The organism is Alkaliphilus oremlandii OhILAs, assembly GCF_000018325.1.
Lineage (GTDB): Bacteria > Bacillota > Clostridia > Peptostreptococcales > Natronincolaceae > Alkaliphilus_B > Alkaliphilus_B oremlandii.
Map to the genome: position 1 here is coordinate 2,171,814 of NC_009922.1, position 25,500 is coordinate 2,197,313.

Annotated in this window: 26 protein-coding genes and 1 pseudogene; 2 read left to right on the top strand and 25 right to left on the bottom strand. The window is 35.8% G+C overall.

Going from position 1 to position 25,500, the window contains the following annotated elements:
• Positions 1-73: 73 nt before the first annotated feature.
• Complete coding sequence (locus CLOS_RS10635; RefSeq protein WP_012159885.1) at positions 74-391, bottom strand: hypothetical protein; 318 nt, start codon at positions 389-391, stop codon at positions 74-76.
• 150 nt (positions 392-541) lie between these two features.
• Here CLOS_RS10635 and CLOS_RS10640 point away from each other — a divergent pair, with 150 nt between their 5' ends.
• Positions 542-1,546 (top strand): ABC transporter substrate-binding protein, encoded by a 1,005-nt coding sequence (locus CLOS_RS10640; protein ID WP_012159886.1) that lies wholly within the window; start codon positions 542-544, stop codon positions 1,544-1,546.
• Between the two features lie 94 nt (positions 1,547-1,640).
• On the opposite strand, the gene CLOS_RS10645 is transcribed toward CLOS_RS10640, so the two are convergent.
• The 22 genes and pseudogenes from CLOS_RS10645 to CLOS_RS15310 all read right to left on the bottom strand — a co-directional run bounded on the left by CLOS_RS10645 (position 1,641) and on the right by CLOS_RS15310 (position 22,094).
• Positions 1,641-1,991: a DUF4181 domain-containing protein gene (locus CLOS_RS10645; RefSeq protein WP_012159887.1), complete on the bottom strand. Its 351-nt coding sequence runs from the start codon at positions 1,989-1,991 to the stop codon at positions 1,641-1,643.
• 332 nt (positions 1,992-2,323) lie between these two features.
• Complete coding sequence (locus CLOS_RS10650; protein WP_041719267.1) at positions 2,324-2,515, bottom strand: hypothetical protein; 192 nt, start codon at positions 2,513-2,515, stop codon at positions 2,324-2,326.
• A 480-nt stretch (positions 2,516-2,995) separates the two neighbouring features.
• Positions 2,996-3,334, bottom strand: coding sequence for a hypothetical protein (locus CLOS_RS10660; protein WP_041719271.1), 339 nt, complete (start codon positions 3,332-3,334; stop codon positions 2,996-2,998).
• An 81-nt stretch (positions 3,335-3,415) separates the two neighbouring features.
• On the bottom strand, positions 3,416-3,835 hold the full coding sequence (locus CLOS_RS10665; protein WP_012159889.1) for an NUDIX hydrolase: 420 nt from the start codon (positions 3,833-3,835) through the stop codon (positions 3,416-3,418).
• Between the two features lie 62 nt (positions 3,836-3,897).
• Positions 3,898-4,377: an NUDIX domain-containing protein gene (locus CLOS_RS10670; RefSeq protein ID WP_012159890.1), complete on the bottom strand. Its 480-nt coding sequence runs from the start codon at positions 4,375-4,377 to the stop codon at positions 3,898-3,900.
• A gap of 22 nt (positions 4,378-4,399) precedes the next feature.
• Complete coding sequence (locus tag CLOS_RS10675; protein WP_012159891.1) at positions 4,400-4,879, bottom strand: GNAT family N-acetyltransferase; 480 nt, start codon at positions 4,877-4,879, stop codon at positions 4,400-4,402.
• Between the two features lie 406 nt (positions 4,880-5,285).
• Entirely contained in the window at positions 5,286-5,975 is a 690-nt protein-coding gene (locus CLOS_RS10680; protein ID WP_012159892.1) for a Crp/Fnr family transcriptional regulator, read from the bottom strand.
• Between the two features lie 12 nt (positions 5,976-5,987).
• On the bottom strand, positions 5,988-7,835 hold the full coding sequence (locus CLOS_RS10685) for a heavy metal translocating P-type ATPase (RefSeq protein WP_012159893.1): 1,848 nt from the start codon (positions 7,833-7,835) through the stop codon (positions 5,988-5,990).
• Between the two features lie 40 nt (positions 7,836-7,875).
• Positions 7,876-8,091, bottom strand: a complete 216-nt coding sequence (locus tag CLOS_RS10690; RefSeq protein WP_012159894.1) for a heavy-metal-associated domain-containing protein — start codon at positions 8,089-8,091, stop codon at positions 7,876-7,878.
• Between the two features lie 109 nt (positions 8,092-8,200).
• On the bottom strand, positions 8,201-9,493 hold the full coding sequence (locus CLOS_RS10695; RefSeq protein WP_012159895.1) for an L-cysteine desulfidase family protein: 1,293 nt from the start codon (positions 9,491-9,493) through the stop codon (positions 8,201-8,203).
• 210 nt (positions 9,494-9,703) lie between these two features.
• Positions 9,704-11,476, bottom strand: a complete 1,773-nt coding sequence (locus CLOS_RS10700) for a sigma-54-dependent Fis family transcriptional regulator (RefSeq protein ID WP_012159896.1) — start codon at positions 11,474-11,476, stop codon at positions 9,704-9,706.
• 2 nt (positions 11,477-11,478) lie between these two features.
• Positions 11,479-12,594: a YibE/F family protein gene (locus tag CLOS_RS10705; protein ID WP_041719275.1), complete on the bottom strand. Its 1,116-nt coding sequence runs from the start codon at positions 12,592-12,594 to the stop codon at positions 11,479-11,481.
• 28 nt (positions 12,595-12,622) lie between these two features.
• Positions 12,623-12,757: an LDCC motif putative metal-binding protein gene (locus tag CLOS_RS16360; protein ID WP_278183740.1), complete on the bottom strand. Its 135-nt coding sequence runs from the start codon at positions 12,755-12,757 to the stop codon at positions 12,623-12,625.
• A gap of 121 nt (positions 12,758-12,878) precedes the next feature.
• Positions 12,879-15,551: a calcium-translocating P-type ATPase, PMCA-type gene (locus tag CLOS_RS10710; protein WP_012159898.1), complete on the bottom strand. Its 2,673-nt coding sequence runs from the start codon at positions 15,549-15,551 to the stop codon at positions 12,879-12,881.
• Positions 15,552-15,987: 436 nt separating this feature from the next.
• Complete coding sequence (locus CLOS_RS10715) at positions 15,988-16,845, bottom strand: PhzF family phenazine biosynthesis protein (protein WP_012159899.1); 858 nt, start codon at positions 16,843-16,845, stop codon at positions 15,988-15,990.
• Between the two features lie 21 nt (positions 16,846-16,866).
• Entirely contained in the window at positions 16,867-17,565 is a 699-nt protein-coding gene (locus CLOS_RS10720; protein ID WP_012159900.1) for a pirin family protein, read from the bottom strand.
• Between the two features lie 109 nt (positions 17,566-17,674).
• Positions 17,675-18,112: pseudogene (gene msrB, locus CLOS_RS10725) on the bottom strand (peptide-methionine (R)-S-oxide reductase MsrB); the annotation flags it as partial.
• A 32-nt stretch (positions 18,113-18,144) separates the two neighbouring features.
• A complete protein-coding gene (locus CLOS_RS10730; RefSeq protein ID WP_012159902.1) occupies positions 18,145-18,918 on the bottom strand; it encodes a GNAT family N-acetyltransferase in 774 nt (257 codons plus the stop codon).
• 53 nt (positions 18,919-18,971) lie between these two features.
• Positions 18,972-19,436, bottom strand: coding sequence for a pyridoxamine 5'-phosphate oxidase family protein (locus CLOS_RS10735; protein WP_012159903.1), 465 nt, complete (start codon positions 19,434-19,436; stop codon positions 18,972-18,974).
• Between the two features lie 51 nt (positions 19,437-19,487).
• Positions 19,488-20,291, bottom strand: a complete 804-nt coding sequence (locus CLOS_RS10740) for a GNAT family N-acetyltransferase (protein ID WP_012159904.1) — start codon at positions 20,289-20,291, stop codon at positions 19,488-19,490.
• 79 nt (positions 20,292-20,370) lie between these two features.
• Positions 20,371-20,943, bottom strand: a complete 573-nt coding sequence (locus tag CLOS_RS10745; protein WP_012159905.1) for a nucleotidyltransferase family protein — start codon at positions 20,941-20,943, stop codon at positions 20,371-20,373.
• A 29-nt stretch (positions 20,944-20,972) separates the two neighbouring features.
• A complete protein-coding gene (locus CLOS_RS15310) occupies positions 20,973-22,094 on the bottom strand; it encodes a hypothetical protein (RefSeq protein ID WP_198006284.1) in 1,122 nt (373 codons plus the stop codon).
• 220 nt (positions 22,095-22,314) lie between these two features.
• Between CLOS_RS15310 and CLOS_RS10755 the strand changes: the two genes are divergently transcribed.
• Positions 22,315-22,494 carry a small, acid-soluble spore protein, alpha/beta type gene (locus tag CLOS_RS10755; RefSeq protein WP_012159907.1) on the top strand — a complete coding sequence of 60 codons (180 nt, stop codon included), beginning with the start codon at positions 22,315-22,317 and terminating at the stop codon, positions 22,492-22,494.
• Positions 22,495-22,605: 111 nt separating this feature from the next.
• Here the strand turns inward: CLOS_RS10755 and CLOS_RS10760 are convergent, their stop codons facing one another.
• A complete protein-coding gene (locus CLOS_RS10760; RefSeq protein WP_012159908.1) occupies positions 22,606-23,289 on the bottom strand; it encodes an anaerobic ribonucleoside-triphosphate reductase activating protein in 684 nt (227 codons plus the stop codon).
• 4 nt (positions 23,290-23,293) lie between these two features.
• Positions 23,294-25,426: a ribonucleoside triphosphate reductase gene (locus CLOS_RS10765; RefSeq protein WP_012159909.1), complete on the bottom strand. Its 2,133-nt coding sequence runs from the start codon at positions 25,424-25,426 to the stop codon at positions 23,294-23,296.
• Between the last annotated feature and the right edge of the window lie 74 nt (positions 25,427-25,500).

The window sequence follows — 25,500 nt, forward strand, 5'->3', positions numbered from 1 at the left end:
TTTCTATATAATAATATATCATATATACTTAAAATTACAAAATGCACACCCCAATATTTATATTTTAATTTTTTCATTTTACGGCACGAATGGAGTATATTCTATCTAAATACTCAACCAAATCCATGATCATACCCTCATAACTTCTGTTAAATACATCCCATTCTCTTTTATAGTTTGCATAGATTAACCGTTTGGTATAGCTGGACATGGGTATATCTCGATACAGGCATAACCGCGAGACCCTACCACTTCCAGCTTCTAAGTTTTCAGGATTAATTCCAAATTCAACCTCTTCCCTATGTACCAGTGCGAACCAGCTAAAGCCATCGATTTCCCCTTTGATATAACCGTATCTGCTTTTAAAACCATAATTAATTTTGATATTCACCAATATTATTCCCCCTCCCTAGTACACTTAGTATGATTTTATGCCAATTTTTTTCTTCTTATTCATTAATGAAGTAACACAAAATTTATACTGGAATATACTAAATTACATAGGTTTTTAGTTTTTTATTTTTATCGGGAGGGGATTCGTTTGAAGCACAAAAAAATAATCGGATTATGGATTGTTTTGCTCATGGTTTCTAGTCTATTTTTATCGAGTTGTGGTAATAAAACAGATCTTACTAAAATAAAAGTTATGGAAGTAACCCACTCTGTTTTTTATGCACCACAATACGTAGCAATTACCCAAGGTTTCTTTAAAGAAGAGGGATTGGATGTAGAGCTTATGGACGGTAAAGGCGCAGACAAGACCATGGCAGCTCTACTGAGTGACCAAGTACAAATAGGTTTTATGGGACCGGAAGCTTCTATCTATGTGTTCAATCAAGGCAAAGAAGATTATGCGGTCAACTTTGCGCAGCTAACACAGAGAGATGGTTCTTTTATCGTTGCTAGGGACCCCTATCCTAATTTTACCTTAGAAGACCTTAGAGGAAAATCCATGCTTGGTGGACGTAAGGGTGGAATGCCAAATATGACCTTGGAATACGTTCTAAAGAAAAACAACTTAATTCCAGGAAAAGATTTGACTGTAAGAACGGATATTCAATACGATGTAATGGCTGGCGCCTTTGCTGGTGGAGAGGCTGAATTTACAACGCTATTTGAGCCTGTAGCTTCTCAAGTAGAAAAGCAAGGAAAGGGATATGTAGTTGACGCAGTAGGCGCACATAGTGGATATATTCCTTTTACAGCGTACAGTGCGAAACAAAGCTATATCGAAAAAAATCCAGAGATCATTCAAAAGTTTACAAACGCCGTATATAAGGGAATGCAATGGGTTCACTCACATAGTGATGAAGAAGTTGCTAAGTCCATGCAGCCTCACTTCCCAGATGCCGATTTAGAGATTTTAACGAAAGTAGTTGAAAGATACCGCTCTATTGATGCATGGGCTACGGATCCTATATTAAAAGAAGACGGACTGAATAGACTTCAAGACGTTATGACAGAAGCAGGTGAGCTAAACCAAAAAGTACCTTATGATAAGATTGTTAATACTGAATTTGCAGAGAAGGCTATGAAAAATAAATAAGATTACGCATAAAGCCTACTAATTTTAATTATTAGTAGGCTTTGTGCGTAATCATATGGTTATATTTAAAATAAACGAATTTCTTATTTCTTAGCTAAATAGCATAGGATTCCCTTTCAACAAATAATATTAATATTATTAAAAGCAATAAAAATTCACTACTATATAAAATGTTTAAAATATACATCTTTGAGCCTTTATCAAACTTCCATTCCATAAAAGCACGGAAAGCATATAACAGAATAAATAGAATAAAAACATAAAGTGCATTCATAAAAAAAGATAATATGATTCCTGTGATAATTAATACTTCTATCCACTTATGAAATTTATTGAAATGGTTGAATAACCCTTTTGGATCTCCAATATTCAACTTATTTTTTAAAAACTTTTCTACCAGTGCTGTCAAGACGATATAAGTAGGTAATAAAATTGAAAGTTTCATTTTATTATTTTTCCTCTCGCTTTATATTTTTCATCTAATATGATGGACACATCAGGGTAATTATACCATTTTTTCTGTGTTATTGTAGTAATTCTATTTTTTTCAATACTGTGTTGTTCAGGTTTTAAAAAACACTGTTTCTGTTATTTATCTGAATAATTACATTGCATAATCTTCATTAGATGCAACTGCATATAAATCTTGTAGTGTTGCATAAAAAATACCACAAATTCATTTCTGAATAATACAGTATTTTAAATAGTTATTCGTTCTTATGTTATTAAATCTAATATAAATAATGTGAAATATGAACCATCTAAGATAATGATTTTTTATTCATCAAGAACGTGTTTACCTTTTGTTCCATCAGCATTAATATAGAATCCATCAACAATTTCGTTAATACCTCCGCCGAATGACCAATTATTGGACTCAATAAAGGCAATGAATTTATTGAAAAATTCATCTTCTGATAATTCTATGGGAACCTCTACACAACCTTGAATTTCAAATTCCTTTCTCATAGCACAACCCCCTATTATATAAATAACTCTTACTTTACATAAATCTACTGCTACGTCTAAAAAATAGTGCATCATATAATACTATGGTACAAATTTATCACAAACCAAGCCTTTAAGCAAAATATTCCAATTAAAGCAGCAAGAAACACATATGAAAACAAATACTTTTTCTCTTTTCTCTGTTTAATGAAAAGTTTAAAGAGCAAGATATCCCAAAGTATAAAGAAAACGAACCACAGTAAGGTTGATCTTATAATTTGATTGGCAATAAATATGATACTAATTGCTATATTCAGCTTTTCTATATAAGTAAAGCCCATTAATCGATTTATAACTTTCATCAATATCCCCCTTCAAACATATTTTTATAATAATAAAATCTCTGTTCCATACTTTCCAACTAACATAATTAATCTAATAAGGAAATTATATCATATTTTCTATAACTATAATCACAAAAGAGTAGATTGTATAATGATATTACCTAGATGTCAAATATTCTTCTATTAATTGAAATATAACTATTGAAACTGTAAAACTAAATATGGTTAATATTGCCTGAATTACTGTTAGCTGTCGATTATCATAATACCTTTCAGGTATTATTGGTATTTCTAAATTAAATTCTTTATTAAGAATTTTCCTACCAATTGAATAAATAGTAGCTGTTACAACGATAAACATTATCCCGATTAATATATGCAATTTAGTTCTATCCCCTTTCACTATGCTTATTTTCAGATTTAATTGTAAATCCTTAATTTCATAATGACTATAATAGTCTACTTTTATTATAGTCAGTATATCAAATCCATTCATCCTCATTTTCCAGGTGCCGATTTGTAGATTTTAATGAAAGTGGTTGAAAAATAAGTTTTATCCTTCCATTTCTTATGAAATTCACTCTTGAAAAATATATGGAACAGAATTATGAATAAAGTTATTGATATTGAACTGATAATAAGGCATTAATTGATCCGCTTCCCTAATATTTACCCAAATGATTTCTGAAATTTCTTCCGGATGATTAATTGAGATATTTCCTCCAATAATTTCCCCGATAAATGTAATAAAAACAACATGCTCATCTTTATCTTGAAAAAATCGCTCATTTACACAAGCTATCTGTTTAACTTTTACAGAAAGATTCGTTTCTTCATAAACTTCTCTCACAACAGCTTGCTCTAAGGTTTCACCTGACTCTACCGCACCACCAGGCAGAGACCATCTACTGGAATCACCATTGTAAACCATAAGCACTTCATTCGTCTCTTTATTATATAATAGACAATACACAACCGTTACTTTTTTCAATCCCATCACATCCTTGGAATAGTAATTTAAACAATATTCTTAATCTGTATTTAATCAGAGGAATCCTGCTAAAATTCTTTTAATTCAACAAAGTTAATTCCTTCTTCTGTAGTAATGCCTGCATATGGTTTATCATCATATCGACCGGCAGAAAGATAATGCTTCAAGCATTCCTTTGCAGTAAATGGCATCTTCTTCTCTAGAATATGATCCATATCAACCCATTGGAGCTTACCTTCATTGCACTGGTGAATATCTATTTCTGCATTCCGCAATTTTGCAAAATAATAATAATTTTGTCTAATTTCACCGTTCTTTAGACGAAGCGCAGCATACTTAAACTCAATATTTTCTAAATCATTTTCTTTAATGCCCGTTTCTTCAAACAGTTCTCTTAGAACACATGCTTTTGGATTGTTTAGTTCTTCTTTTTCAAAATGACCACCGATGCCGCACCAGGATGGTTGTACAACCTTTGAGCCAATTCTATACAGTAATAGCATCTTATTTTCAAACGTAATATATATTGCAGTCATATTCCTTAACATATCTTAAGCTCCAATCTATATATTATTTTTCAAGAGTCTCCATAACGTACATACGTCCTTCCTCCCCATCGTCACACTCCACTGTACATAAAAATTTCCACCCAAACTTTTCATAAAGCTGATCATGACCTGTTAATAAATATAGAGTTTCCAAGCCACAATTGAAGGCATCCCTGCGTACAAAATCCAACATGGCTCCAGCAATCCCATTGTTACGATACTGAGGTTCTACATAAACGGCACATACATTGGGTGTTAAGTCTGTTCTCTTATGGAAATCATTTTCTATCATCCCAAGTCCTGCTGCAATATTGTCCATTTCACCCAGTACAACATACCACTGCGGAACTTCTTTTGGATTTTCAATACATTTACTGATACTTTCCCTATAAGCTTCTGCTGGAATCCCCCATTTGCTGCTAAACCAAAGAACAGCTTTTTCTAGCAATTCTGGTTGGTCCCTCAAAGGTACCATCTTTAAGTCATTTGTTATTTTCGTCATATGGATTATCCCCCTTTAATTATACACTCATCTCAATTTCTTCAATAATTCTAGCTAAATTTTCCATTTTTCATCTCTATAAATAGTCTACCATTAAGCATCTTTAATTTAAAGGAGAATAACAATTATCCGATTTATTTCATCCTTTAAACATCCTCTTAGAAAAAGAGGAGAACAAAGTATTTTATGATTTTCAACTATAAATCTGTCCAAAAAAATCGTTTTTTCTAGTCACAGTCTATAGAATCGTCTTTTTTGTTTTGATGAGCAAATGGAACCAACAATTTGAATGTGCATTGAATCAAGAAAATCCATGGATAAAGAAGTATGAAACCTTCTTACATCCATGGATTTTCTTTAATAAACGATTCTGTAGCTTATGCAGTACCTTATATTTCTATAGGCTCTAACTATTCCCGTTCAATTTCTCTAGTCCCTGTCTATTTTTTATTCTGATTCTTTTGTGCCCAACTAACTCAATAAGTCCTTCTTCTTGAAATGCACCTAATTTTCTACTTAAAGTCTCTTGCGTCATACCGATCTGAGAAGCCAAATCTCCTTTCGTCATATTGAGCAGAATCTCATTTTGCTCTTCCGAAAGTTCCAAGAGTACCTGGGCAACACGCTGCGTTACTGTGCTCAAACTAATATTCTCAATCAAATTTTCTGCCTTTTCTAATCTACGGCTAAGTTCATCTAAAATTTTAAAGGCGATGGAAGCATATTTTGTCATCAGCTCTTTTAGTCGTGCTCCTTCAAGTACACATACTGTTGATGTTTCTAAAGCTTGTGCATGATCCGTCAAAGGGAGAGAACTAAATAGAGAGAGCTCACCGATGAACTCTCCGGGTCCTACAATTCGTATCACTTGCTCTTTGCCATTGACATTGAATCTCGATATTTTTATTCTGCCTGAGTAAAGAACGAAAAGAGTGCCACCTTCATCACCTGCACCATAGATTGTTTCGCCCTTTTCAAAGGTTCTCGATGAAGCAATATGAGCAATTTCCAGCATCTCATCATGGTTCATACTTGCAAAAATCGGAACACTTTCAATACATCCATTCTGACGCTTCTGGTGATGACATCCTTTCATTCGAACCCCTCCTCATTTTAATTTATTATATCTCAGCAAACGGATTGCATTTAAAATTACCAATAATACAGACCCTTCATGAACGAGCATACCAAAGGATAGATTCACTGTTTTAAAGAGCACACCAGCCAAAAGTACAGCTACAACCATCAGTGCAAAGTAAATGTTTTGTTTCATATTATGCACCGTAGCTCTACTTAGACCAATTGCATAGGAAAGTCTTCCTATTTCCGCTGACATTAGAACTACATCGGCTGTTTCCATAGCAACATCGGTTCCAGCCCCTCCAATGGCAATTCCTAAGTCCGCAGATGCAAGCGCAGGAGCATCATTGACGCCATCACCTACCATAGCAACGCTTCCATACTTGTGTTGAAGTCTTTCTAAAGTTTTTACTTTATCTTCTGGCAAAAGTTCACTGTAATATTCATCTAAACCAACGGTATCTGCCACTGCTTTTGCCGCCCTAGCATTGTCACCTGTTAACATTATAACTTTTTTGATGCCCTGTGACTTTAGATTTTCAACCAAGGCTCTTGCATCTTCTCGGATGGTGTCTGCAATAGAAATAATACCATAAATACTTTCTTTGCTGCCTACAATTACTGCTGTTTGGCCCTTCTCTTCTTCACTGATTAAATATTCTTCGTGGCTCCCCAAAGGAATCCCTTTACTTTCTAATAATTTTCTGTTACCAATATAATATTCTACACCTTCATAGATGAAAATGATTCCTTGACCTGTGATAATTTCTAAACCTTCAGGAGAAACTGTAATATTCCCAACCCTTTTAGTCGCTTCTAAAACAATGGCTTTACCTAGGGGATGCTCCGAGTAGGATTCTCCAATCGCTGCAATCCTTAAAAGTTCATTTTCATTGATTTGGTAGGATTTTACTTTCGTAACACCGGGTTTACCAATCGTTAACGTTCCAGTTTTATCAAAAGCCACTACTTTTACGGTACCTAGCTTCTCCATAACTTCTCCGCCTTTTACTAAGACACCATGTTTGGCACCGTTTCCAATTCCAGCGACAATAGAAACAGGTGTGGAGATGACGAGAGCACCTGGGCAAGCAATTACAAGTAGCGTCAATGCCAGCTCTATGTCCTTTGTTATAAAATATAGAAGAGCTGCTAATACAATGATGGTCGGCGTATAGTGTCTGGAGAATTTCTCCAAAAATTTCTGTGTTTTTGCCTTCTTATCCTGTGCCTCTTCAACCATCTGTAAAATTCTTGCAAAGGTCGTATCTTCACCGACTCGGTCTGCGTGAACAATGGCATAGCCGGATTCAATAATGGTTCCAGAAAACACTTTTTCATCTACAATGCGGCGAACAGGAAAAGATTCTCCTGTAATTGCGGCCTGATTGATATAAGCAGCCCCTTCTACCAGCGTACCGTCTACAGATATTTTCTCACCGGGCTTTACTACTACCAGATCTCCGTGTACCACCTCATCTGGGGAAATCACCACTTCTATTCCATCTCTTTTTACCCTAGCCGTATCCGGTGCCAAATCAAGAAGTGCCTTAATGGAGGATCTGGTTTTCTCTATGGTTCTTGATTCCAAATAATCCCCTAGTATGAATAGAAAAGTTACAGCGGCACCCTCCCAATATTCTCCTATAATAATAGCACCAATAACAGCTACAGTAACTAAAGCATCAATCCCTACAATACCATATCGTAGGGCGCCGATTGCCTTTTTGAAGATCGGCGTACCCGCAATCACTGTCGTCAGAAGCATCAGTATAATGGTAAGTATTTCATAACCTAAGGTTTTTTTCAAGATAAAGGATGCCAGTGCAAGAATACCAGAGACCCATACTGTTTGAACTTTTGTCAGCTTAAACATAAACGACTGCCCCCTTTTAGCTCTTCTTTCCCAGCTTTTCTTATTTTTCTGATAGGATATCATATCCCAAATTTTCTATTCTTCCTTTAATTTCCTCCGATGAAACAATGCTCTCATCGAATGAAACTTTAACCCTTGATGTATTGAATAACACTTCATATTGAGTAATCCCTGCAACTTTCTTTAAAGCACCTTCAATCTTTGTGATGCAACTTGGACATGATATGGTTTCCATTTGATACGTTTTATTGGTCATAGAAAAAACCTCCTCTTTTATTTGTAATTTTATTATACAAATAATATATAGGAGGCACTTTGACCTAGGTCAAAAATAAAAACTTTATTTGATTATTTTTATAGGAAGATTATACGCCTTCCATGGCTTTCATAACCTTTAAGATAGTATGATCTGCAAAATACATCCCTTCTTCGGATAAAATACCTAAATTTTTAATTGTATCTTCCGCTGTATCGCCAATGATTCCATTCTTGCTAGGGATGACATGACCATTTAAAGCCAACAGTGCAGACTGTATTGCAGCCGATGCAGACGTTGCTAGTTTTAAAGCACAGCCCACCTTAGCGCCGTCACAAATCATACCACTTAAATTTCCAATCATATTTTTAATCGTGCCATCAATTTTTTCTGCATCTGCTCCCATGAGCCAAGCGATGGAAATGCTAGCTCCCGTTCCAGCCGCTACGCCACAGCCACATAATGCAGATAACCTTCCAATATAGTGTTTAATATAACTATTGGTCATATGGCTAATTGCCAATGCCTGAGCTAAAGGTCGATCTTCTACTGGAAATTTTTTATGATATGCCAGAATCGGCAAAATAGCAGTTAGTCCATTGTTCCCACTGCCACTGCTACTCATTACGGGCATACGGATACCGGACATTCTAGCATCGGAACCGGCGGCAGTCAGCATCATAGCGGTATTCATCAAATCATCTGCCAAGATGCCTTTCTGTATATTTTCATAAATTGTACGTCCAACGGATATACCAGAGGTATTTTTCAATCCTTCCATTGCTATCTTCTCGTTCATTTCCAATCCTTCCAGCATAAATCCGATTTCATCCATTCCTAGTTCACTGATTTCTTTGATAATATCTCGAATCTTCATTTCAAACAATGGATTGGTAGATTTTGTGCTGCTAGTTGCCTCCTGTAATCCATTCAATAGGATGTTTCCACTTTGCGCTAAATAGACAAACTCATTATGTCTCCCTTGAATAATAGCAGTAGAACTTCCTTCCTCCGCATATAGATTTACTTCTACGTATATTTTTTCAATTGTAGGCTTAATATCGATTGTAACTTTTTCTTCTTTTAATAATTCATGGGCTATTACTACATCCTCTTCTACAATTCCGGATAATACTTGAAGGTCCTTTTCACTTTTTCCAGCGACAATACCCAGTGCTCCCGCAATGAAAAGACCGACTTCATTCGTATTGGGTATCCCTACGGACAATCCATTCTTATAGATATTAGGACTGACCAAAATTTCCGCCTTGGTTATATCCATATCACCAAGGAGTTCCTTTGCTTTAGCACATCCTAAAGCCACTGCTACAGGCTCTGTGCAACCCATTGCTGGAACAACTTCCTCTTTCAATGTCTTTATGATTAAATTTTTCAATTCCATGACCCATCCTCCACAAAATTCTAATTTAACTATATAAGTAGCAATTACTATGCCAAAATTTACGTCAGAGTTTCTGTTGAAATTTCAAACCTTTCAAGAAGTTTACTGAAAAATAAATATTATTAATCTCAAAATGATACAAAAATGCTAAAAACCAGTCTCAAATTGAGATTATTTCTCATTTTGAGACTGGTTGTGTTTTATATAAAACTATAGGGTAATCTTATATTCTTTGATTTTTCGATATAATGTGGCTCTACTGATTCCCAAGGCCTCTACTGCACCTGAAATCCCTTGTTCTTTATCCTGATAATATCGTAATGCCTTTATTATTTCTCTCTTCTCTAAATCTTTAATGGAAAGGATGGGTTTTGCTGCGATTTCTTTTGATCTGTTTTTTTCAACAATTAATCTTTTTGGGAGATCTTCTTGCTTTATAATATCCGTTCCACACATATTCACTGCATATTCTATGGTATTTTCTAACTCTCTTACATTACCCGGCCATTGGTATTCTTTTAAAATCTTCATGACCTGATCCTCTATATGTTCAATATTCTTTCCTAGCTTCCCTTTACACTTTTCTAGCAAATAATCGACCAATATATGGATATCATCAATTCTTTGTCTCAGTGGCGGAATATGAATGGGGATCACATTGATTCGGTAGAATAAGTCTTCTCTAAATTCTCCATCGAATACTTTCTTTTCTAAATCCTTATTGGTTGCCGTAATAATTCGAACATCAATGGGGATTTGGCTTTTCCCACCTACTTTTTCTATGACATGATCCTGCAACACTCTTAATAGCTTTGTTTGTAGGTGAAGTGGCATGTCTCCAATTTCATCTAAAAAAATCGTTCCTTTATTGGCCAATTCAAATTTTCCAGACTTTCCACCTCTGATAGCACCAGTAAATGCCCCTTCTGCATAGCCAAAAAGCTCACTTTCTAAAAGCTGCTCTGGAATCGCTGCACAATTGATGGGGATAAAAGGCCCCTTGCTTCGATGACTATGAAAATGAATGGCTCTAGCAAATAGCTCTTTGCCTGTGCCACTCTCTCCTTGAATCAATACGGTCGAATTGGATATGGCTGCTTTTTTAGCTTCAAATTTTACATTTTGAAATAGCGCATTATTGCCTATAATATCATCAAAGTTGGTCTGAATACTACCAGCAGTAATATCGTTGACGATATTCAGTACTTCTGATACCTTACTGAAGGTAAATAAAATACCAACCTTTTTATTTCCTAAACTGATGATATTCCCATCGAAAAAACCACGAACACTATATTTTCCCTTGCTATATGCAAACTCTACATTTTTTGTTCCGATATTATGTTCTATGAGAGCTAGAAAGTCAAAGTCCCCTATAAATTCTTTGATATGAGAGTTGCGAATCAAGGCTTCATCTATGTTGAATAGCTGAACAGCTTTTTTATTATATCGCAATATGAACCCCTTACTATCCACCGCTAAAATGCCTTTATCCACAGTGTCTAGAACAATCTCCAGCTCCTTAGCTAAAAGTTTGATCTTCTCTGTATTTTCTTGCTCCAAAAGCTTAGAGGAGATTAATTCTGCCATCTTATCTAAAAACCTTAAGAGGTTTTCTTGATTTTCTACAATCGATTTCTTTTGCTCTTCCCCAAAAGCAATGAGCCCAATTACGCCGACGATTTCATGTTCAATTTTAATGGGACAGCAAACCTCTGCATGTTCGTCACAGAAGTCAATATTCTGGCATTTTAAACAGGCATTATGTTCTCCCGGGTTTTCTATAATGAAGCTACTTCCCTGCCTTAGAGCAAATCCAAAAACAGAATCATCGCTTAGAATCTCCCCAATCCGTTGACCATAGCAGCCTGTTCCTGCAATTCTCTCTAAATTTCGATCTACAACGGTTACATCCACTTTGATTACACTGGATATGGTCTCAGAAATATTCTGTACATCGGATAGAATTTTTACCAACTCCATTTTTAATCACCCTTTTCGTTCAACATCCCCATGGCCACTGCAGTTAATGGAATACACAGTACAAGACCGATACTTCCCGCAAGTGCTCCTATAATTTCTGTAGCAATCATATCTAAATTAATAATTTTAGTGAAATCCTCACCGTAGGCTGTGAATAATAATAGCATTGGGATAGAGCTCCCTGTGTATGCAAGAATCAACGTATTTGCCATGGTTCCCATAGCATCTTTGCCAACATTCATCCCAGACATAATTAAAGCTTTGGTAGATATGTTGGGATCTACATTCCTTACTTCCTCCATGGCTGATGCCACAGATACACCAACGTCCATAATGGCGCCGATGGCGCTGATAATAATCCCAGCAAATAAAAGTCCTCTGAAATCAAAGGCGATGCCTTGCGGAATATACATGAGCATCACGGCCTCATCGCTGGATAAGCCAGTTAGTTTAATTTCTGTTCCTACAAGATATGCAATTAATCCAGCAACGAAAACTCCGCCTAATATACCAATGATAGCAGCAAAGCTTTTCTTATTAATTCCACTCACCGCTAATATGGTGACCAAAGTGATAACGAAAGCAATCAAAATCGTTAACAATATTGGATTGTAGCCTGCCAGTAATCCAGGTAGTAATCCCTTAATTACCAATAGAATCGTCAGCATCAAGGTAATCACGGTTTTAAGTCCTTTCATTCTGCCAATAATCAAAATTAAAGCCACAAATATGCCAATGACAATGTAAATATAGGGGGATCTTAAATGCTCAGAAATATAGGCCTCCAAATTTCCCTCATCAGACATTTCAATGGTTGCTAATATTTTATCTCCTGGCTCTACATAAATATCATAGCCATATGTACCTGTGATATGGTGTACGACGTCAAAGGTTTGACCCTTATGTTCACCCTGCAATATTTCAATCTTTACCATCATACTTTCCTTAAAAATTGGATTGTCTGGATCCACTTCTAAATATTCCACCTCTAAAACCTTAGCCTTTACTAACTCCGATTGATGAACTGTATGATCCTCTTCTGCTGCATACGTATAGCTTAAGGCACCATGACTTAGAGCCATAATGAATGCAAGCAATATCAACATAAATTTTTTCAAAACAAAGTCCTCCTTACCACCTAAAACCTTATCTATTTTTACTTTCCTTAGGAACACCACTATTTTTATTTAAATCGCAGCAATCCATACGTTTCGTTCCAAAGTTTTGCTTATTTGCTGCCTCAATGGATTGCAATAATTTTTTGATCCAATTTTTCAACATGATTCCCTCCTTTCTTTCATCTTATCGCAAATCTAGTTTTTAGTAAATGGAAAAGCTTATGGAATCAAAAAATACCTCTATCCAAATCTTTATGAATAGAGGTATTCTAACAAATTTTTTATTAAGCTTCGTCTGATTTTACTAAGAATTTTCTTATTAAATCAATTGGTATAATCGATGCTGAAAGTAATAGGACCATTAACCACTCATTAAAATCAAGTGGGGTTGTTCTTAAAATTACGCCACCGATATAAGTCATAAGGATTTGAACGACTACAATCAATCCCATAACTTTTAAGAAATTTGGATTCTGTCCAATATGCTCGAATATGTTTTTATTGGATGATCTCGCATTGAAACCATTGAACACTGCAATTAGAACGAATAAACTGAAGAATGCAGTCATATGGTGTAGCCCTTGGCTGCCATCAATAAACATATTACCAATGGTTTTCCATGTTAAGAATAAAATGCTAACCACCGCTGTATAGATTGCTCCAACGCCAATAGCGGACTTCATTTGGCTTGAAAGGATATTTTCGTCCCTTCTCATCGGCTTTTCCTTCATATATCGCTTCAATGCAGGTTCTCCACCAAATGCAATGGCAGCCAATGTATCCATAACTAAGTTAATCCATAGCATTTGAGTGATTGTAAGAGCTTCATGAATTCCTATAAATGGTCCGATAAAGCTAATCAATACAGCAGACACGTTGATTGTCAATTGGAAAATGATAAACTTTCGAATACTCTTAAAGATGGTTCTTCCGTACAGTACAGCTTTAGCAATGGATTGGAAGTTATCATCTAAAATAACGATATCTCCAGCCTCTTTTGCTACCTCAGTTCCAGAGCCCATTGCAAATCCAACATCTGCTTGTTTAAGCGCAGGTGAATCGTTTACACCGTCTCCAGTCATACCAACAACCAGGTTTAGTTCCTGTGAAAGTCTTACCAGTCTAGATTTATCCGTTGGCAATGCTCTTGCAATTACACGGATATTTGGCAGCATTTTCTTTAATTCCTCATCAGATAGCTTTTGAAGTTCATCCGAGGTTAAAACCAAATGGCTTTCTTCTGTTAAGAGACCAGCATCCTTTGCAATAGAGATTGCAGTTTCTCTTCGGTCTCCAGTGATCATAACAACTTGAATTCCAGCTTCCTGCACTTCTTTAATCGCTTGTGTTGCTTCCGCCCTTACATCGTCTCTGATTGCAAGAATTCCTACTAAGGTCAAATTATTGAACTCGCCATCTTCATTTAAATCTTCTTCTGTCGTTGCGATGGCTAATAATCGAATCGCTCTCGCTGCCATTTCATCCATTAGATTTTCAAGTTCAGCGTGGTTATTGAAAGCTTGTTTATTTCCATTTTCATCATAATAAGAATTGCATTTTGCAATCATTCTTTCTGGTGCGCCCTTAATCAGAGTTAAGTTGTATTCCCCTTTAACCTGAGTTGCTGAATATTTTTTATCTGAACTGAAAGGCATGGTTTTTACTCTGTTTACCCCATGTTTTGCACTTTCATTTTTATGATCTATAAATCCTAATACAGCTCTTTCTGTACCGTTCCCACCAATTATTTTATGGTGTCCTTTTTCATCGATTTCTTCACTCACAAGGGCATTCGTATTTTCTGTGATCGATAAATGTACAATCTTTTTTAGATTACTATCAATGGAATTATAGCTGTTAAATCTTTTAATATTTCCAGTGATAAATTCTACAACTTCAAGCTGCCCCTTCGTAATGGTACCTGTCTTATCTGAAAATAAGATGTTCAACCCACCTGCTGTTTCGATCCCAACTAATTTTCTAACGAGTACGTTATCTTTCAGCATTTTTCTCATATTTAAGGATAGTACCATGGCAATCATCATCGGCAATCCTTCTGGAACAGCAACAACGATAATGATAACACCCAGAATAACAGCGGTTACTAAATCATTTAAAGGAGTGGACCAATTGCTAAAGTACGCAGCAATTTGAGCCATATTAAAATTATTTTCAATGACGGCTTGCTGGAAAAAATACGCAATCGTAATCAATCCACCACCGATATAACCAAATTTAGAAATTTGGCCCGCTAATTTTTCAAGCTTAACAGTCAATGGAGACTCTCTTTCTCCTGTCTGCATTTCTTGCGCCAATTGGCCATAATGTGTATTGTCACCAACCGTCAGGACCTCCATAACACCTTGACCGCTGACTACAACAGTTCCTCTGAACAGCTTATATTCGTTGAAGAAGCTCTTTTTCTTTTCTTCCTCAGTTTCTACATAGTCACTCGGCATAACGAATTTTTTAGCTTCCTTAGACTCTCCATTAAGCGTTGCTTGGTCGACTCTCATTTCACCATCAATGAGTTTTCCATCGGCAGGAATCATATCCCCTGACTGTAATACGACCAAGTCCCCAACAACGATATCATCAATTAAGATTTCTTCAATTTTACCATTTCTAAAAACCTTTACCTTAATCTTAGATGCATCTTCCTGCAGCTTTTGAAAAGCATTTTCATTACTATGCTCTGACCATGTACTTACAAGTGTTGCAAGTAACACAGCCGCTGCGATACCCACCGCTTCATACCAATGTGCTTTTCCCATGAATACAAAGATCACATTGATTACTAAGGCAAAAATTAATATTTTTATAATTGGATCATCGAAATTTCCAATAAATTTTTGCCAAAAGGTTTCTGTTTCTAGCTGGGTTAAAGCATTCGTACCATTTTTTTGTCGTGATTGCTCTACCTCACTTTGACTTAATCCCTTAAAATGATTCTCCACTTTCATCTTCCTCTTTCTTTAATAAATTTTATAATTTCTATTTTTACAGGATTTTCCAAAAACTCCTACTGGAAAATATATGTATATGTCCTATGAAAATCATTATACTATATTTTTAATAATATTAATAGTATTAAATTCAAAATTTAAAAAAATATACAAAAAAATATTTTTTATTAATATATGTAAAATATACTTTAATTTATTTAATTATTGTCTTTTTTATTTATTCTTTAAAACTGCTGATTCATATATTCATTCTCTACATTATCACCATTTTTATCATTTTTAAAAGTCTAGAAGGAATATCCTTATTTAAAATCAAATAATTTATATATCATGGTTATTTTACAAATTATTTGATTTTAATTTACAATAAAAAAGAGCCTTGAACTAGGCTACGGCTACGCTCTTATCTCACCAACTTACCATAGTTCTAAATCAATTCACCCCTAGTTAAAATCACTGCCCTACCGCCTACCATTACTTTCGGGTTATTTGGATGGATGAGCTTTGTGGTAATCCTAGAAGGCCTTCCCATGCTATATCCCTGCAGGAAATCATATTCTTGATCAAATTCTTTAACAACGCCATTCTTAAATAGATAATAGGTCAATGCTCCATTGGAGGTTCCTGTAGCTGCTTCTTCGTCAATACCAACAAGTGGTGCAAAGTTCCTACATAAAGCCGTTCCTTCTTCTGTATCTAAGGTAAAAGCATGAACTCCTCCTACATTGTTGTTACTTGAGAATTCTGCAAGCTCTTTAAAATTAGGTTGGATATCATATAAAGCCTTCTTAGACTTTACCGGAAGCATTATGTCCCAAAGCCCTGTGCTGGCTCCTTGGGGAACTAAAGAGCACCGTTCATCTCCTATAAGATCCTTATGGATGTTGAATATTTTAGACAATACCTCGTAGTCTTCAAAGGTTTCCCCTAACATTGGTTCTGCCTGCTCCATCATGATAAAGGAATTTTTTATATATACAGGTAAAGTTCCTGCTAAAGTTTTTATGAAATATTGGCCATTGTCGTGAACGTTCTTATTATCTAGCAATGCTTTAAATGAAGCAATGGTAGCATGTCCACATAAATCCACTTCTGAATTCGGTGTGAAAAATCGTATTTCAAAATTTAAATCATCGATTATTTTTATAAAAGCTGTCTCGGAGAATCTTACTTCAGAAGCAAATTGTTGCATAAATTCCTCCGTCAGATTTTCATGGATCACTACACCAGCTGGATTCCCTCCAAATCTGGTGTCTGTAAATGCATCGACTACATAGTATTTCATTTATTTCTCCCCCTAAAGCGATTATTCTTTCTCCATTTCAATAATTAAGATATGGGATGTTTCTTTAGCAGTAATTGAAATGTTCTCTTCCACAATTTCCATGCCATCTTTCGCATTTAATATAACATCATTGATTTGAGAAGTTCCTTCGATTTGTACTAAATATGCTTGTCTGTTTTCCTTTATAGGAAAATCAATTTGATCTCCAGTGTCCAATTCCACAACATAAAAGTTTACATCTTGATTTACTTTTACAGGTGCACTTCCTTCTTTGCTGGATACAAGGTGTAACCATTGATTCTTTCTTGCACTCCAATCAAATTTATATTCTCCGTAGTTGGGAGCATGTCCCTTATCATCTGGGAATATCCAAATTTGCAATAGCCTCATAGGATCATTGCCTCGATTATATTCACTATGATAAACGCCGGTACCCGCACTCATGTATTGAATATTTCCTCTAGTAATGGTCCCTTTATTTCCCATACTGTCCTCATGACTCAGTTCTCCATCCACCACATAAGATATAATTTCCATATCTTTGTGGGGATGCATATCGAAGCCAGTATTCCCTTGAATTAAGTCATCATTGATCACTCTCAAAACGCCAAAGTTTATATTTTCAGGATTACGATATTCAGCAAAAGAGAAATGGAAAGTGCTATTCAGCCATCCCAGATTACTTTTTCCCATATTTTTATATTCCAATTTTTTTAACATAATCTTCACCTCTTCATTTCGATATATTCTAATTCCCTACAGTGATATCATACCCATATATTCGTTATTCAAAGGCTCTACACTACATTAAATAAAAAAAATTTCTCTATCATTCAAAAATTTTAAGATATTCTCCATATCCTTCTTTTTCTAAATCTTCTTTTTTGATAAATTTCAGAGAAGCGCCATTGATACAGTATCGAAGTCCACCAGCTTCCTTCGGTCCATCATTGAATACGTGACCTAAATGGGAATCACCATGCTTACTTCTCACTTCTGTTCTTATCATGCCATGGCTCCTATCTTTTTTCTCTAATACATTTTCATGCTCAATAGGCTCTGTAAAGCTTGGCCAGCCACAGCCGGCATCAAATTTATGCTTAGAACTAAAGAGAGGTTCTCCGGAGACAATATCCACATAGAGTCCTTCCTCGTCGTGAGCATTGTACTCACTAGTAAATGGTCTTTCCGTTGCATTGTTCTGTGTAACTTCATACTGCACTGGCGTTAGCTTTTCTCTTAAAACTTTATCTTCTGGCTTTAAATATTTTTCGCTCATTCTGACCCTCCATTGAAATATTAATAGTGGATTTTTAATAATCTTGTATCCGTATACATACCTGCACTTTCTAATGTTTTTTTGGATTCATGGTTATAGTACCAGCACCCTGCAATTGGCTTCATACCATTGCTATATACGATCTCTTTCAGCATCAATAAGATATTTCTACCAATGCCTTGTTGCCTAAATTCTGCTACGGTATACATACCGATACTTGCGTAGTTTCGCATGATAGAACCGTTTTCTATAATCCCAAAGCCCACGATCCTATTGCTTTTTTCGGCAATATAAATTTCTTGATTCCATATGCTCTCTTCTAGATTATCATAGAACCCTTCACTCTTTTCTACGACCTCTTCCATATCCCTTTCTTCGGCCAATCGAATATGAATAGTTTGGTCTATTTTTCCCTCTTTTATTAAATCTTTTGCATCTTGAAAGAAATAAGCTTGTTTTTCCATAGTTCTATATTCATCCAAGGCATGGGATAGAAAAAATTCATCTCCCGTAGATACAAAGGCACACCTTATGTTCTTCATCCTCTTAATTTTAAAGAATATCTCCTGACCTAGAGATCGATAGGGTTTTCTTACATAAAATTGTGTCAGCAGTTCTTTATCATATACCGAAAAATATCCGATATAGACTGTATCCATAGCAATTGCAAAACATTGGCTTTCCATAACATGATCCTCCAAAAATGAATCGATGGGAGAAGCTAAGGATGCTTCATATTCATCTACAAATTCTTCGATATCTAAAAAATCACATGGAACAAAATTAATTTTCATATAGTACTATTCCTCCTGAACTATGGATTAAAAGCGCAATCCTACAATTTATCTTAACCATTGCTTTTTCCTGTTATGTGCTCTATTTCTATTTTCATCACCCTTGTTTTGTCTTTTGCATTGTGAAGGTATTTCTTTCCTTCGGTCAAAAATTGTTGAGAATATTTTTTTATCAGCTCAAATAAAGCTTCTTCTTTTAAATCGCCTTCTATCTCCCTTGCAGTACCAAAGGCTATAATACTTTGATATTTCGTGGTAAATTTTCGAGGCAATACTTCGGTATCGACAGCTACGCTAAAGGACACCTTATTATTATTTTTGATGTTCTCCAATTTATGTCCATCGGTAGCACAATGAAAATATATGCTGTTATTGTAATAAACAAAGCTGATCGGAACTACGTAAGGATATCCATTGCCACTGATGGTAGAAAGGAACCCGTATTCTCCTTTCACTAAAATCTCTTCAATTTCTTCTCTTCCTATTTCTCTATCTTTTCTTCTCATCTCTTTAAACATAGTGTTACCTCCTAAAAAGTTCTTATTGTACGGTCTATTTTCTTATAAAGCCTAGTTCGCTCTTCCTTCCACCAACATCATCCATTTACCAATGGATTCGAATCCAATGCTGTGATACACACTCCCTGCCTTTGGATTGCTATAAAACAGGCAGAGTGTTTTTCCCTCCAATAAAACGTCGTGACAGAGCTTAGACAAGCATTGGCTCATGAGCCCTTTCCCGCGATATTCCTTTTTTGTAGCAACCCCTACCACCATTGCAGCAGTTGCTGTCTCTGAAGTCGTTTGGGCAACCGTAGCCAATTCTCCATTTTCACCTTCTATGAAATAGATTCTACCTGTTTTGGATGCAATCACCTTTTCAATGCGTTCTACCGAGTTTGTATCCGTCGTTTGGAATTCCTCAATGTCTTCCAGCAAATTATAGATTCTCTCTGCATCCTCTTCTGTTGCAATTTTTATTTGATTTCCATATTCTTTTAGTTTATTGGCATCTTTGATTTCACAGAAATACATGGATTTTTCCTTCGATGTTCTCAATATATCTTTAAAGTTTTCAACGATCCGCTCTTTTCCAGAAATGATTTTCTTTGGAATCTCTTGGGAGCCGATGATCTTTTTAAATTCTTCTATGTCGAAGTTGTTATCTTTATAATACGGTATGAAGTTTTCATGGAATCTTAGCAATACGCCCTCCATTTGATTTAAGTCATTAAAACTACCCCAGAGTTCTTGAAAATCTTCATGAAATCCAAAGTTTTCAATATCTCCGATTATAAATAAATTCATTGCAGGTTCGTCATTTAAAAATGCTAAGGTAAGTTCCCTATCACTTTCTGTTAATTTTCTTATCATGCCCCTCACTCCTTTTTTCCTATATTTCCTTTCCCAAAAAACTATACTGTTTCCCGTAGAAATCATTGATCTATTCCACTTAAATCCATTCCTTTTCCTTAGGATATTGTGCTAACAAATTTTCTATCCTACACCTAACTTCCCTTGGCAATTCCTGCGCCAATGTCCTTTCCATCAGGAATCTTTTACCGATTCCATTGGATAATAGGTAATTTTCTATCATCTGTACTTTATGCTCTCTATGAGGAATCAATTGATATAAGATATACCAATCTTCTAAAGAAGTTAATGGAATGCTAATCCCATGTATTTCTTTCATAGTAGAAATGGAGTTTTCGTCAAATTTATATTGAAAGCTTCCATTAGAATGCTTAATTTCAAATCCAGCCATCACATCGACATCGAACCCTTTGATCATATATTCATAAAAGTATTGAGTGGCATATACATCTGTTTTTTCTGGCCCTTTCTTTTGTCCCATTTCTTGCAGAATTCGGTCTGCTTTCTCCATATCTTGAACATCAACTAAAAGATCGATATCATTGGGATGCTGTACAAGACCATAATGGTTTAATACGATGGAAGCACCAACAGCCCATAGGATGCCTTCTTTATTTAGGTTCTCTCCAATATTACTTAAAGTACGAAACACGATAGCCTCTCCCCTTCTCTATTGATTTCTTAAATATGGATAATTTCTTCCGGTATCTCTCTAAACCAATATAATAGTTCGATTTCAATAGCCTCATTAAAATCCTTTGCCACAGGCTTGAGCATACAAATTCTATTTGTAAAGCCATTCTGTCCCAATTTATTCTCTGGTGAAAAAATCATCCCAACAGAAGAGGAACGATGGATTGGTTTACTGTCTAGATATTCTGTTGTATAAAAATTCAGCTGGACATCTTTTTCCGATTCATATTCCATTATGGCTAAATCCATTCCCTTTGGACAAATTTGTTCTATGGTATCGAAGAGCTCCCCTTTGATTTGTTCAATCTCATCCTTTGATGCAATCTTTGGCCATTCTTTTTCTACTCTTTTCTTCGTTTCCTCCCAAACATCGTAATGCTCCATTTTATTGATATAGAATTCTATGTTTTCGTTTTCAACAGGATCAAAGAAAGAAAATTTATGTTCTTTTTCATATTCCTTAAACCGAAGCTGAATGGATGCCATTGGCGGGTCCATCAATTCCCTTTTAAAATCGCTTCCAATCTTCAAGGTAATATCCAGCGCCTTCGAAAGATCGATCTCTGGAAACTCTGGATTCTCATCCTGAGCATAGCACTGTATTACTAAATTGTTCACATTGATTTCATTCAAGCCCTCTAAATCCAATCCCTTTTCTATAAAATGCTGAAGCTGCATATAACCTTCATAGTGCCTATCGTGTAAATGGTATCCTTGTGAGGATGTAAATATCAACTTCTGATTTTGAATTGTTATCTCCGATATAAACCCTATATTCCGAGCATTCCTTTCTCTATGCATAGGGTCTACAATGTCTTGTCTATTTGTCTTATTACCGATTCTTTCTTCCCCATCTATTTCGTAAATGTCTTCCATCTCTTCAGATGAACCACTGGCGCCCTCATATAAAACCCACAGGGCATTTCTGTGTTTTTCCTTGGTTAGAGAGATGATATGGGCAGGTATTCCACGAATATAGACCCTGCGATTAATCAAAATTTCCTCCTGCGGTAACAACATGCTTTCCTTTAATTCCTTTATGAACATATTCTCACTCCATTCCCACATTCTAACTGGTTCAAAATATATCCTTGCTTTTGCTATCTTCATTTTTAGTTTTAAATATTTATTTAGAATCCATCCTATTAATATTCTGCTTATTTATATGAATTCCTTGTAGCAGAGTTTAATATCTTCATATTTCGCAACTATATTTTCATGATAGTTCTCTAGATTTTTAATTCTCCTATAGACTCAGTATATTTCTCTCTTATTTATCACATCCTATAATTGCAAGTTGCTTTTCAATTTTTAGAAGGAGTTGATCTCATTGAGTAAAAATAGATTAGCTGTTCCAGAGGCTCGTCAAGCTTTAGAGCAATACAAGATAGAAATTGGTAAAGAATTCGGTGTAACTGATCCCACAGCTTTGGCATCCAATCATACTGGATATATGGTAAGAAAACTAGTAGAGATGGGAGAACAACAGCTGTTAGATCAGAATAAATAACCGCTATCGTTTAAAAAACCAATTCAATTCCTTGAACTATGATCTTTATGACTAAAAACACCTACCGACTAAAACAGATTACGGTTTTAGTCGGTAGGTGCTCATTTTAAATTATCTCACAATAATATTTCCCAATATGGAAGATAGGCTCTTTTCCATTTCTTTTAGTTCTTCGCTACTATAAGGCGTGAGTCGATGTTGTCCGCCCAAAACCGTAGCCCCATCCCTGAAGTTTTGAAGAGCATAGGTTCTACAACCTGTAATCTTCTCTGCTATGGATTGAATATCCTCTACTGTAAGGAGTTCTTTACATAGAGTCGTTCTAAACTCATAATCCACCTTGTTTTCCAGTAGAATATGGACACTTTCTTGAATATCATGGATATTCACATTTACTTGTGTCACCATTTCATATTGATTTAAAGGCGCTTTGATATCCATGGCCACATAGTCCAATAGCTGATCCTCTATTAATTTCCTTAAAAGAATTGGATTCGTTCCATTGGTATCCAGCTTAACGAGCAATCCTTCTTTTTTTATCCGGTAAATAAAATCGTATAGATCCCGTTGAAGGGTGGGTTCTCCGCCAGAAATACAGACAGCTTCTACAAATCTTTTTCTCTTTTTTAGAAAATCAATGGCATCCTCCACTTCAATCCGTTCTCCAATATTGTGTACAAGCGGACTATTGTGGCAGTATGGACATCTGAAATTGCATCCTCCCGTAAAGAATACGGTGCAAATATAATTGGGATAATCGATAAAGGAAGACTTTTCAATTCCTATAATGTTCATAGGATTAACCTACATTTTTGTTTTCTTCAATTTTAACCTCAAGATGCTCCAGGCTACTGTCTGCATCAAATTCCTGCCGATCCTTATATTCTTCCTGTTTTCCTTTATTCCATGATTGAACAGGTCTATGGAATCCTACAACCCTAGTCCAAACCTCAGCCTCTCTGCCGCATTGTGGACATTCGAAGTGCTCACCGGTTAAGTATCCATGGTCGGAGCATACAGAGAATGTAGGACTCACTGTAAAGTATGGAATCGAACTTCTCTCCATGACCTTTTTAATCAGCATCTTACAGGTTTCTATGTCTTTAATCTCTTCACCGATGAAGCCATGGAGCACAGTTCCGCCTGTATATAGACTTTGTAGCTTTTCTTGTAGTTCTATGGCTTCAAAAACATCCTTGGTATAATTCACTGGCAGCTGTGTAGAGTTCGTATAGTACGGTTCATTTTCACCTTGGGTAAAGATTCTCGGATACATCTTTTTATCCATTCTAGCAAACCGGTAGGCAGCACCTTCTGCTGGGGAAGCTTCTAGATTCCAAAGACTTCCCGTTTCCTCTTGGAATATTTGAATGACCCGATTCATAAATTCCATGATCTCTACAGCAAACTCATTCCCCTCTTCCGTGGTGATATCCACGCCTAGAAGGTTGACACAGGCTTCATTCATGCCGTTTAACCCAATGGTAGAGAAATGATTTTTGAAATATTCTCCAGTTCCACCTTTTACACCGTCTAAATAGTATCTGGAATAAGGGTATAATCCTGCATCCATATATTTTTCTAGTACATCTCTTTTCGTCTCACAGATTTCCTTTGCAATTTCCATTAAGGCTCTCACCTTTTTCTTAAATTCCTCCATGGAAGTGGATGTATAGCCAATTCTTGCCATATTTAATGTCACAACATTGATGGACCCTGTCAGAGGATTCGCTCCAAATAGTCCGCCACCTCTTTTTCTAAGCTCCCGATTGTCCAGTCTCAATCTACAGCACATAGAACGAATATCTTCTGGAGATAAATCAGAGTTTACGAAGTTGGCAAAATACGGGGTACCAAATTTCCGCGTCATATCCATCAATGAATTGACCACCTCTGAATCCCAAGGGAAGTCTCTTGTGATATTCACAGTCGGAATCGGGAAGCTGAAAGCCCTTCCTGCGCCATCGCCTTCTACCATTACTTCACAGAAAGCCGCATTGAATAAATCCATTTCCTTTTGAAATTCTCCGTATGTTTTGTCCATGAGCTTTCCACCAATGAGTACAGGCTGCTTCTTTAACAGTTCATGGGGCGTTATATCCAATGTAATATTGGTAAATGGTGTCTGAAATCCTACTCTCGTCGGAACATTGAGGTTGAATACGAAACGCTGCATGGCTTTTTTCACCTGCTCATAGGAAAGATTATCGTAATAGATAAATGGTGCTAAATAGGTATCAATGCTAGAAACCGCTTGAGCTCCTGCGGCTTCCCCTTGTAATGTATAGAGCAAGTTCACTAATTGACCGAGAGCTGATTCAAAATGCTTTGGAGGCTTTGACTCCACCTTCCCTTTTGCTCCCTTGAACCCTCTTCTTAAGAAGTCCTCTAAATCCCATCCACAGCAATATGGTGCCAATAGGCCTAGGTCATGGATATGTAAATCTCCCTTAATATGGGCATCTCTTAATTCTTTTCTATATATTTTATTCAGCCAATATTTCTTGCTGATACTTTCAACGATATGGTTATTTAATCCTTGAAGTGAAAAGCCCATATTAGAATTTTCATTGACTCTCCAATCTTCTAGGTTGACATATTCCTCTATCATTTTTTCAGCATCCATAAATAGGTTTTTAATTTCCCTTATTTCCTCATGCTTTTTACGATATAAAATATATGCCTTTGCAGTTTTTGCATGTCCTTCTTCAATTAGAACCTTCTCTACAATATCTTGTATATCTTCTACAGAGGGTACGCCTGTGCCGTAGGTTTCATTAAGAATCTCTATTGATATTTTAGATAACTTCGTTGCTTGAACTTCATTACTACCTCCAACAGACTTTGCAGCAGCAAATATGGCCTCTTTGATTTTACCGCCATTAAAATCGACAATTTCACCATTTCTCTTCTGAACCTTGGAAACAGCCATGTTATCCCTCCTATAGTGTTTTTGACATGCTCTATACTACATATGGTATATATTATAATAATATGTTTGTTTTT

Excerpts from the sequence above, each read along its gene's own strand:
- CLOS_RS10645 (WP_012159887.1), bottom strand. The coding sequence starts at position 1,991 with ATGAAACTTTCAATTTTATTACCTACTTATATCGTCTTGACAGCACTG.
- CLOS_RS10650 (WP_041719267.1), bottom strand. The coding sequence starts at position 2,515 with ATGAGAAAGGAATTTGAAATTCAAGGTTGTGTAGAGGTTCCCATAGAA.
- CLOS_RS10660 (WP_041719271.1), bottom strand. The coding sequence starts at position 3,334 with ATGAATGGATTTGATATACTGACTATAATAAAAGTAGACTATTATAGT.
- CLOS_RS10665 (WP_012159889.1), bottom strand. The coding sequence starts at position 3,835 with ATGGGATTGAAAAAAGTAACGGTTGTGTATTGTCTATTATATAATAAA.
- CLOS_RS10670 (WP_012159890.1), bottom strand. The coding sequence starts at position 4,377 with ATGTTAAGGAATATGACTGCAATATATATTACGTTTGAAAATAAGATG.
- CLOS_RS10675 (WP_012159891.1), bottom strand. The coding sequence starts at position 4,879 with ATGACGAAAATAACAAATGACTTAAAGATGGTACCTTTGAGGGACCAA.
- CLOS_RS10680 (WP_012159892.1), bottom strand. The coding sequence starts at position 5,975 with ATGAAAGGATGTCATCACCAGAAGCGTCAGAATGGATGTATTGAAAGT.
- CLOS_RS10685 (WP_012159893.1), bottom strand. The coding sequence starts at position 7,835 with ATGTTTAAGCTGACAAAAGTTCAAACAGTATGGGTCTCTGGTATTCTT.
- CLOS_RS10690 (WP_012159894.1), bottom strand. The coding sequence starts at position 8,091 with ATGACCAATAAAACGTATCAAATGGAAACCATATCATGTCCAAGTTGC.
- CLOS_RS10695 (WP_012159895.1), bottom strand. The coding sequence starts at position 9,493 with ATGGAATTGAAAAATTTAATCATAAAGACATTGAAAGAGGAAGTTGTT.
- CLOS_RS10700 (WP_012159896.1), bottom strand. The coding sequence starts at position 11,476 with ATGGAGTTGGTAAAAATTCTATCCGATGTACAGAATATTTCTGAGACC.
- CLOS_RS16360 (WP_278183740.1), bottom strand. The coding sequence starts at position 12,757 with ATGTTGAAAAATTGGATCAAAAAATTATTGCAATCCATTGAGGCAGCA.
- CLOS_RS10715 (WP_012159899.1), bottom strand. The coding sequence starts at position 16,845 with ATGAAATACTATGTAGTCGATGCATTTACAGACACCAGATTTGGAGGG.
- CLOS_RS10720 (WP_012159900.1), bottom strand. The coding sequence starts at position 17,565 with ATGTTAAAAAAATTGGAATATAAAAATATGGGAAAAAGTAATCTGGGA.
- CLOS_RS10730 (WP_012159902.1), bottom strand. The coding sequence starts at position 18,918 with ATGAAAATTAATTTTGTTCCATGTGATTTTTTAGATATCGAAGAATTT.
- CLOS_RS10735 (WP_012159903.1), bottom strand. The coding sequence starts at position 19,436 with ATGTTTAAAGAGATGAGAAGAAAAGATAGAGAAATAGGAAGAGAAGAA.
- CLOS_RS10740 (WP_012159904.1), bottom strand. The coding sequence starts at position 20,291 with ATGATAAGAAAATTAACAGAAAGTGATAGGGAACTTACCTTAGCATTT.
- CLOS_RS15310 (WP_198006284.1), bottom strand. The coding sequence starts at position 22,094 with ATGAAGATAGCAAAAGCAAGGATATATTTTGAACCAGTTAGAATGTGG.
- CLOS_RS10760 (WP_012159908.1), bottom strand. The coding sequence starts at position 23,289 with ATGAACATTATAGGAATTGAAAAGTCTTCCTTTATCGATTATCCCAAT.
- CLOS_RS10765 (WP_012159909.1), bottom strand. The coding sequence starts at position 25,426 with ATGGCTGTTTCCAAGGTTCAGAAGAGAAATGGTGAAATTGTCGATTTT.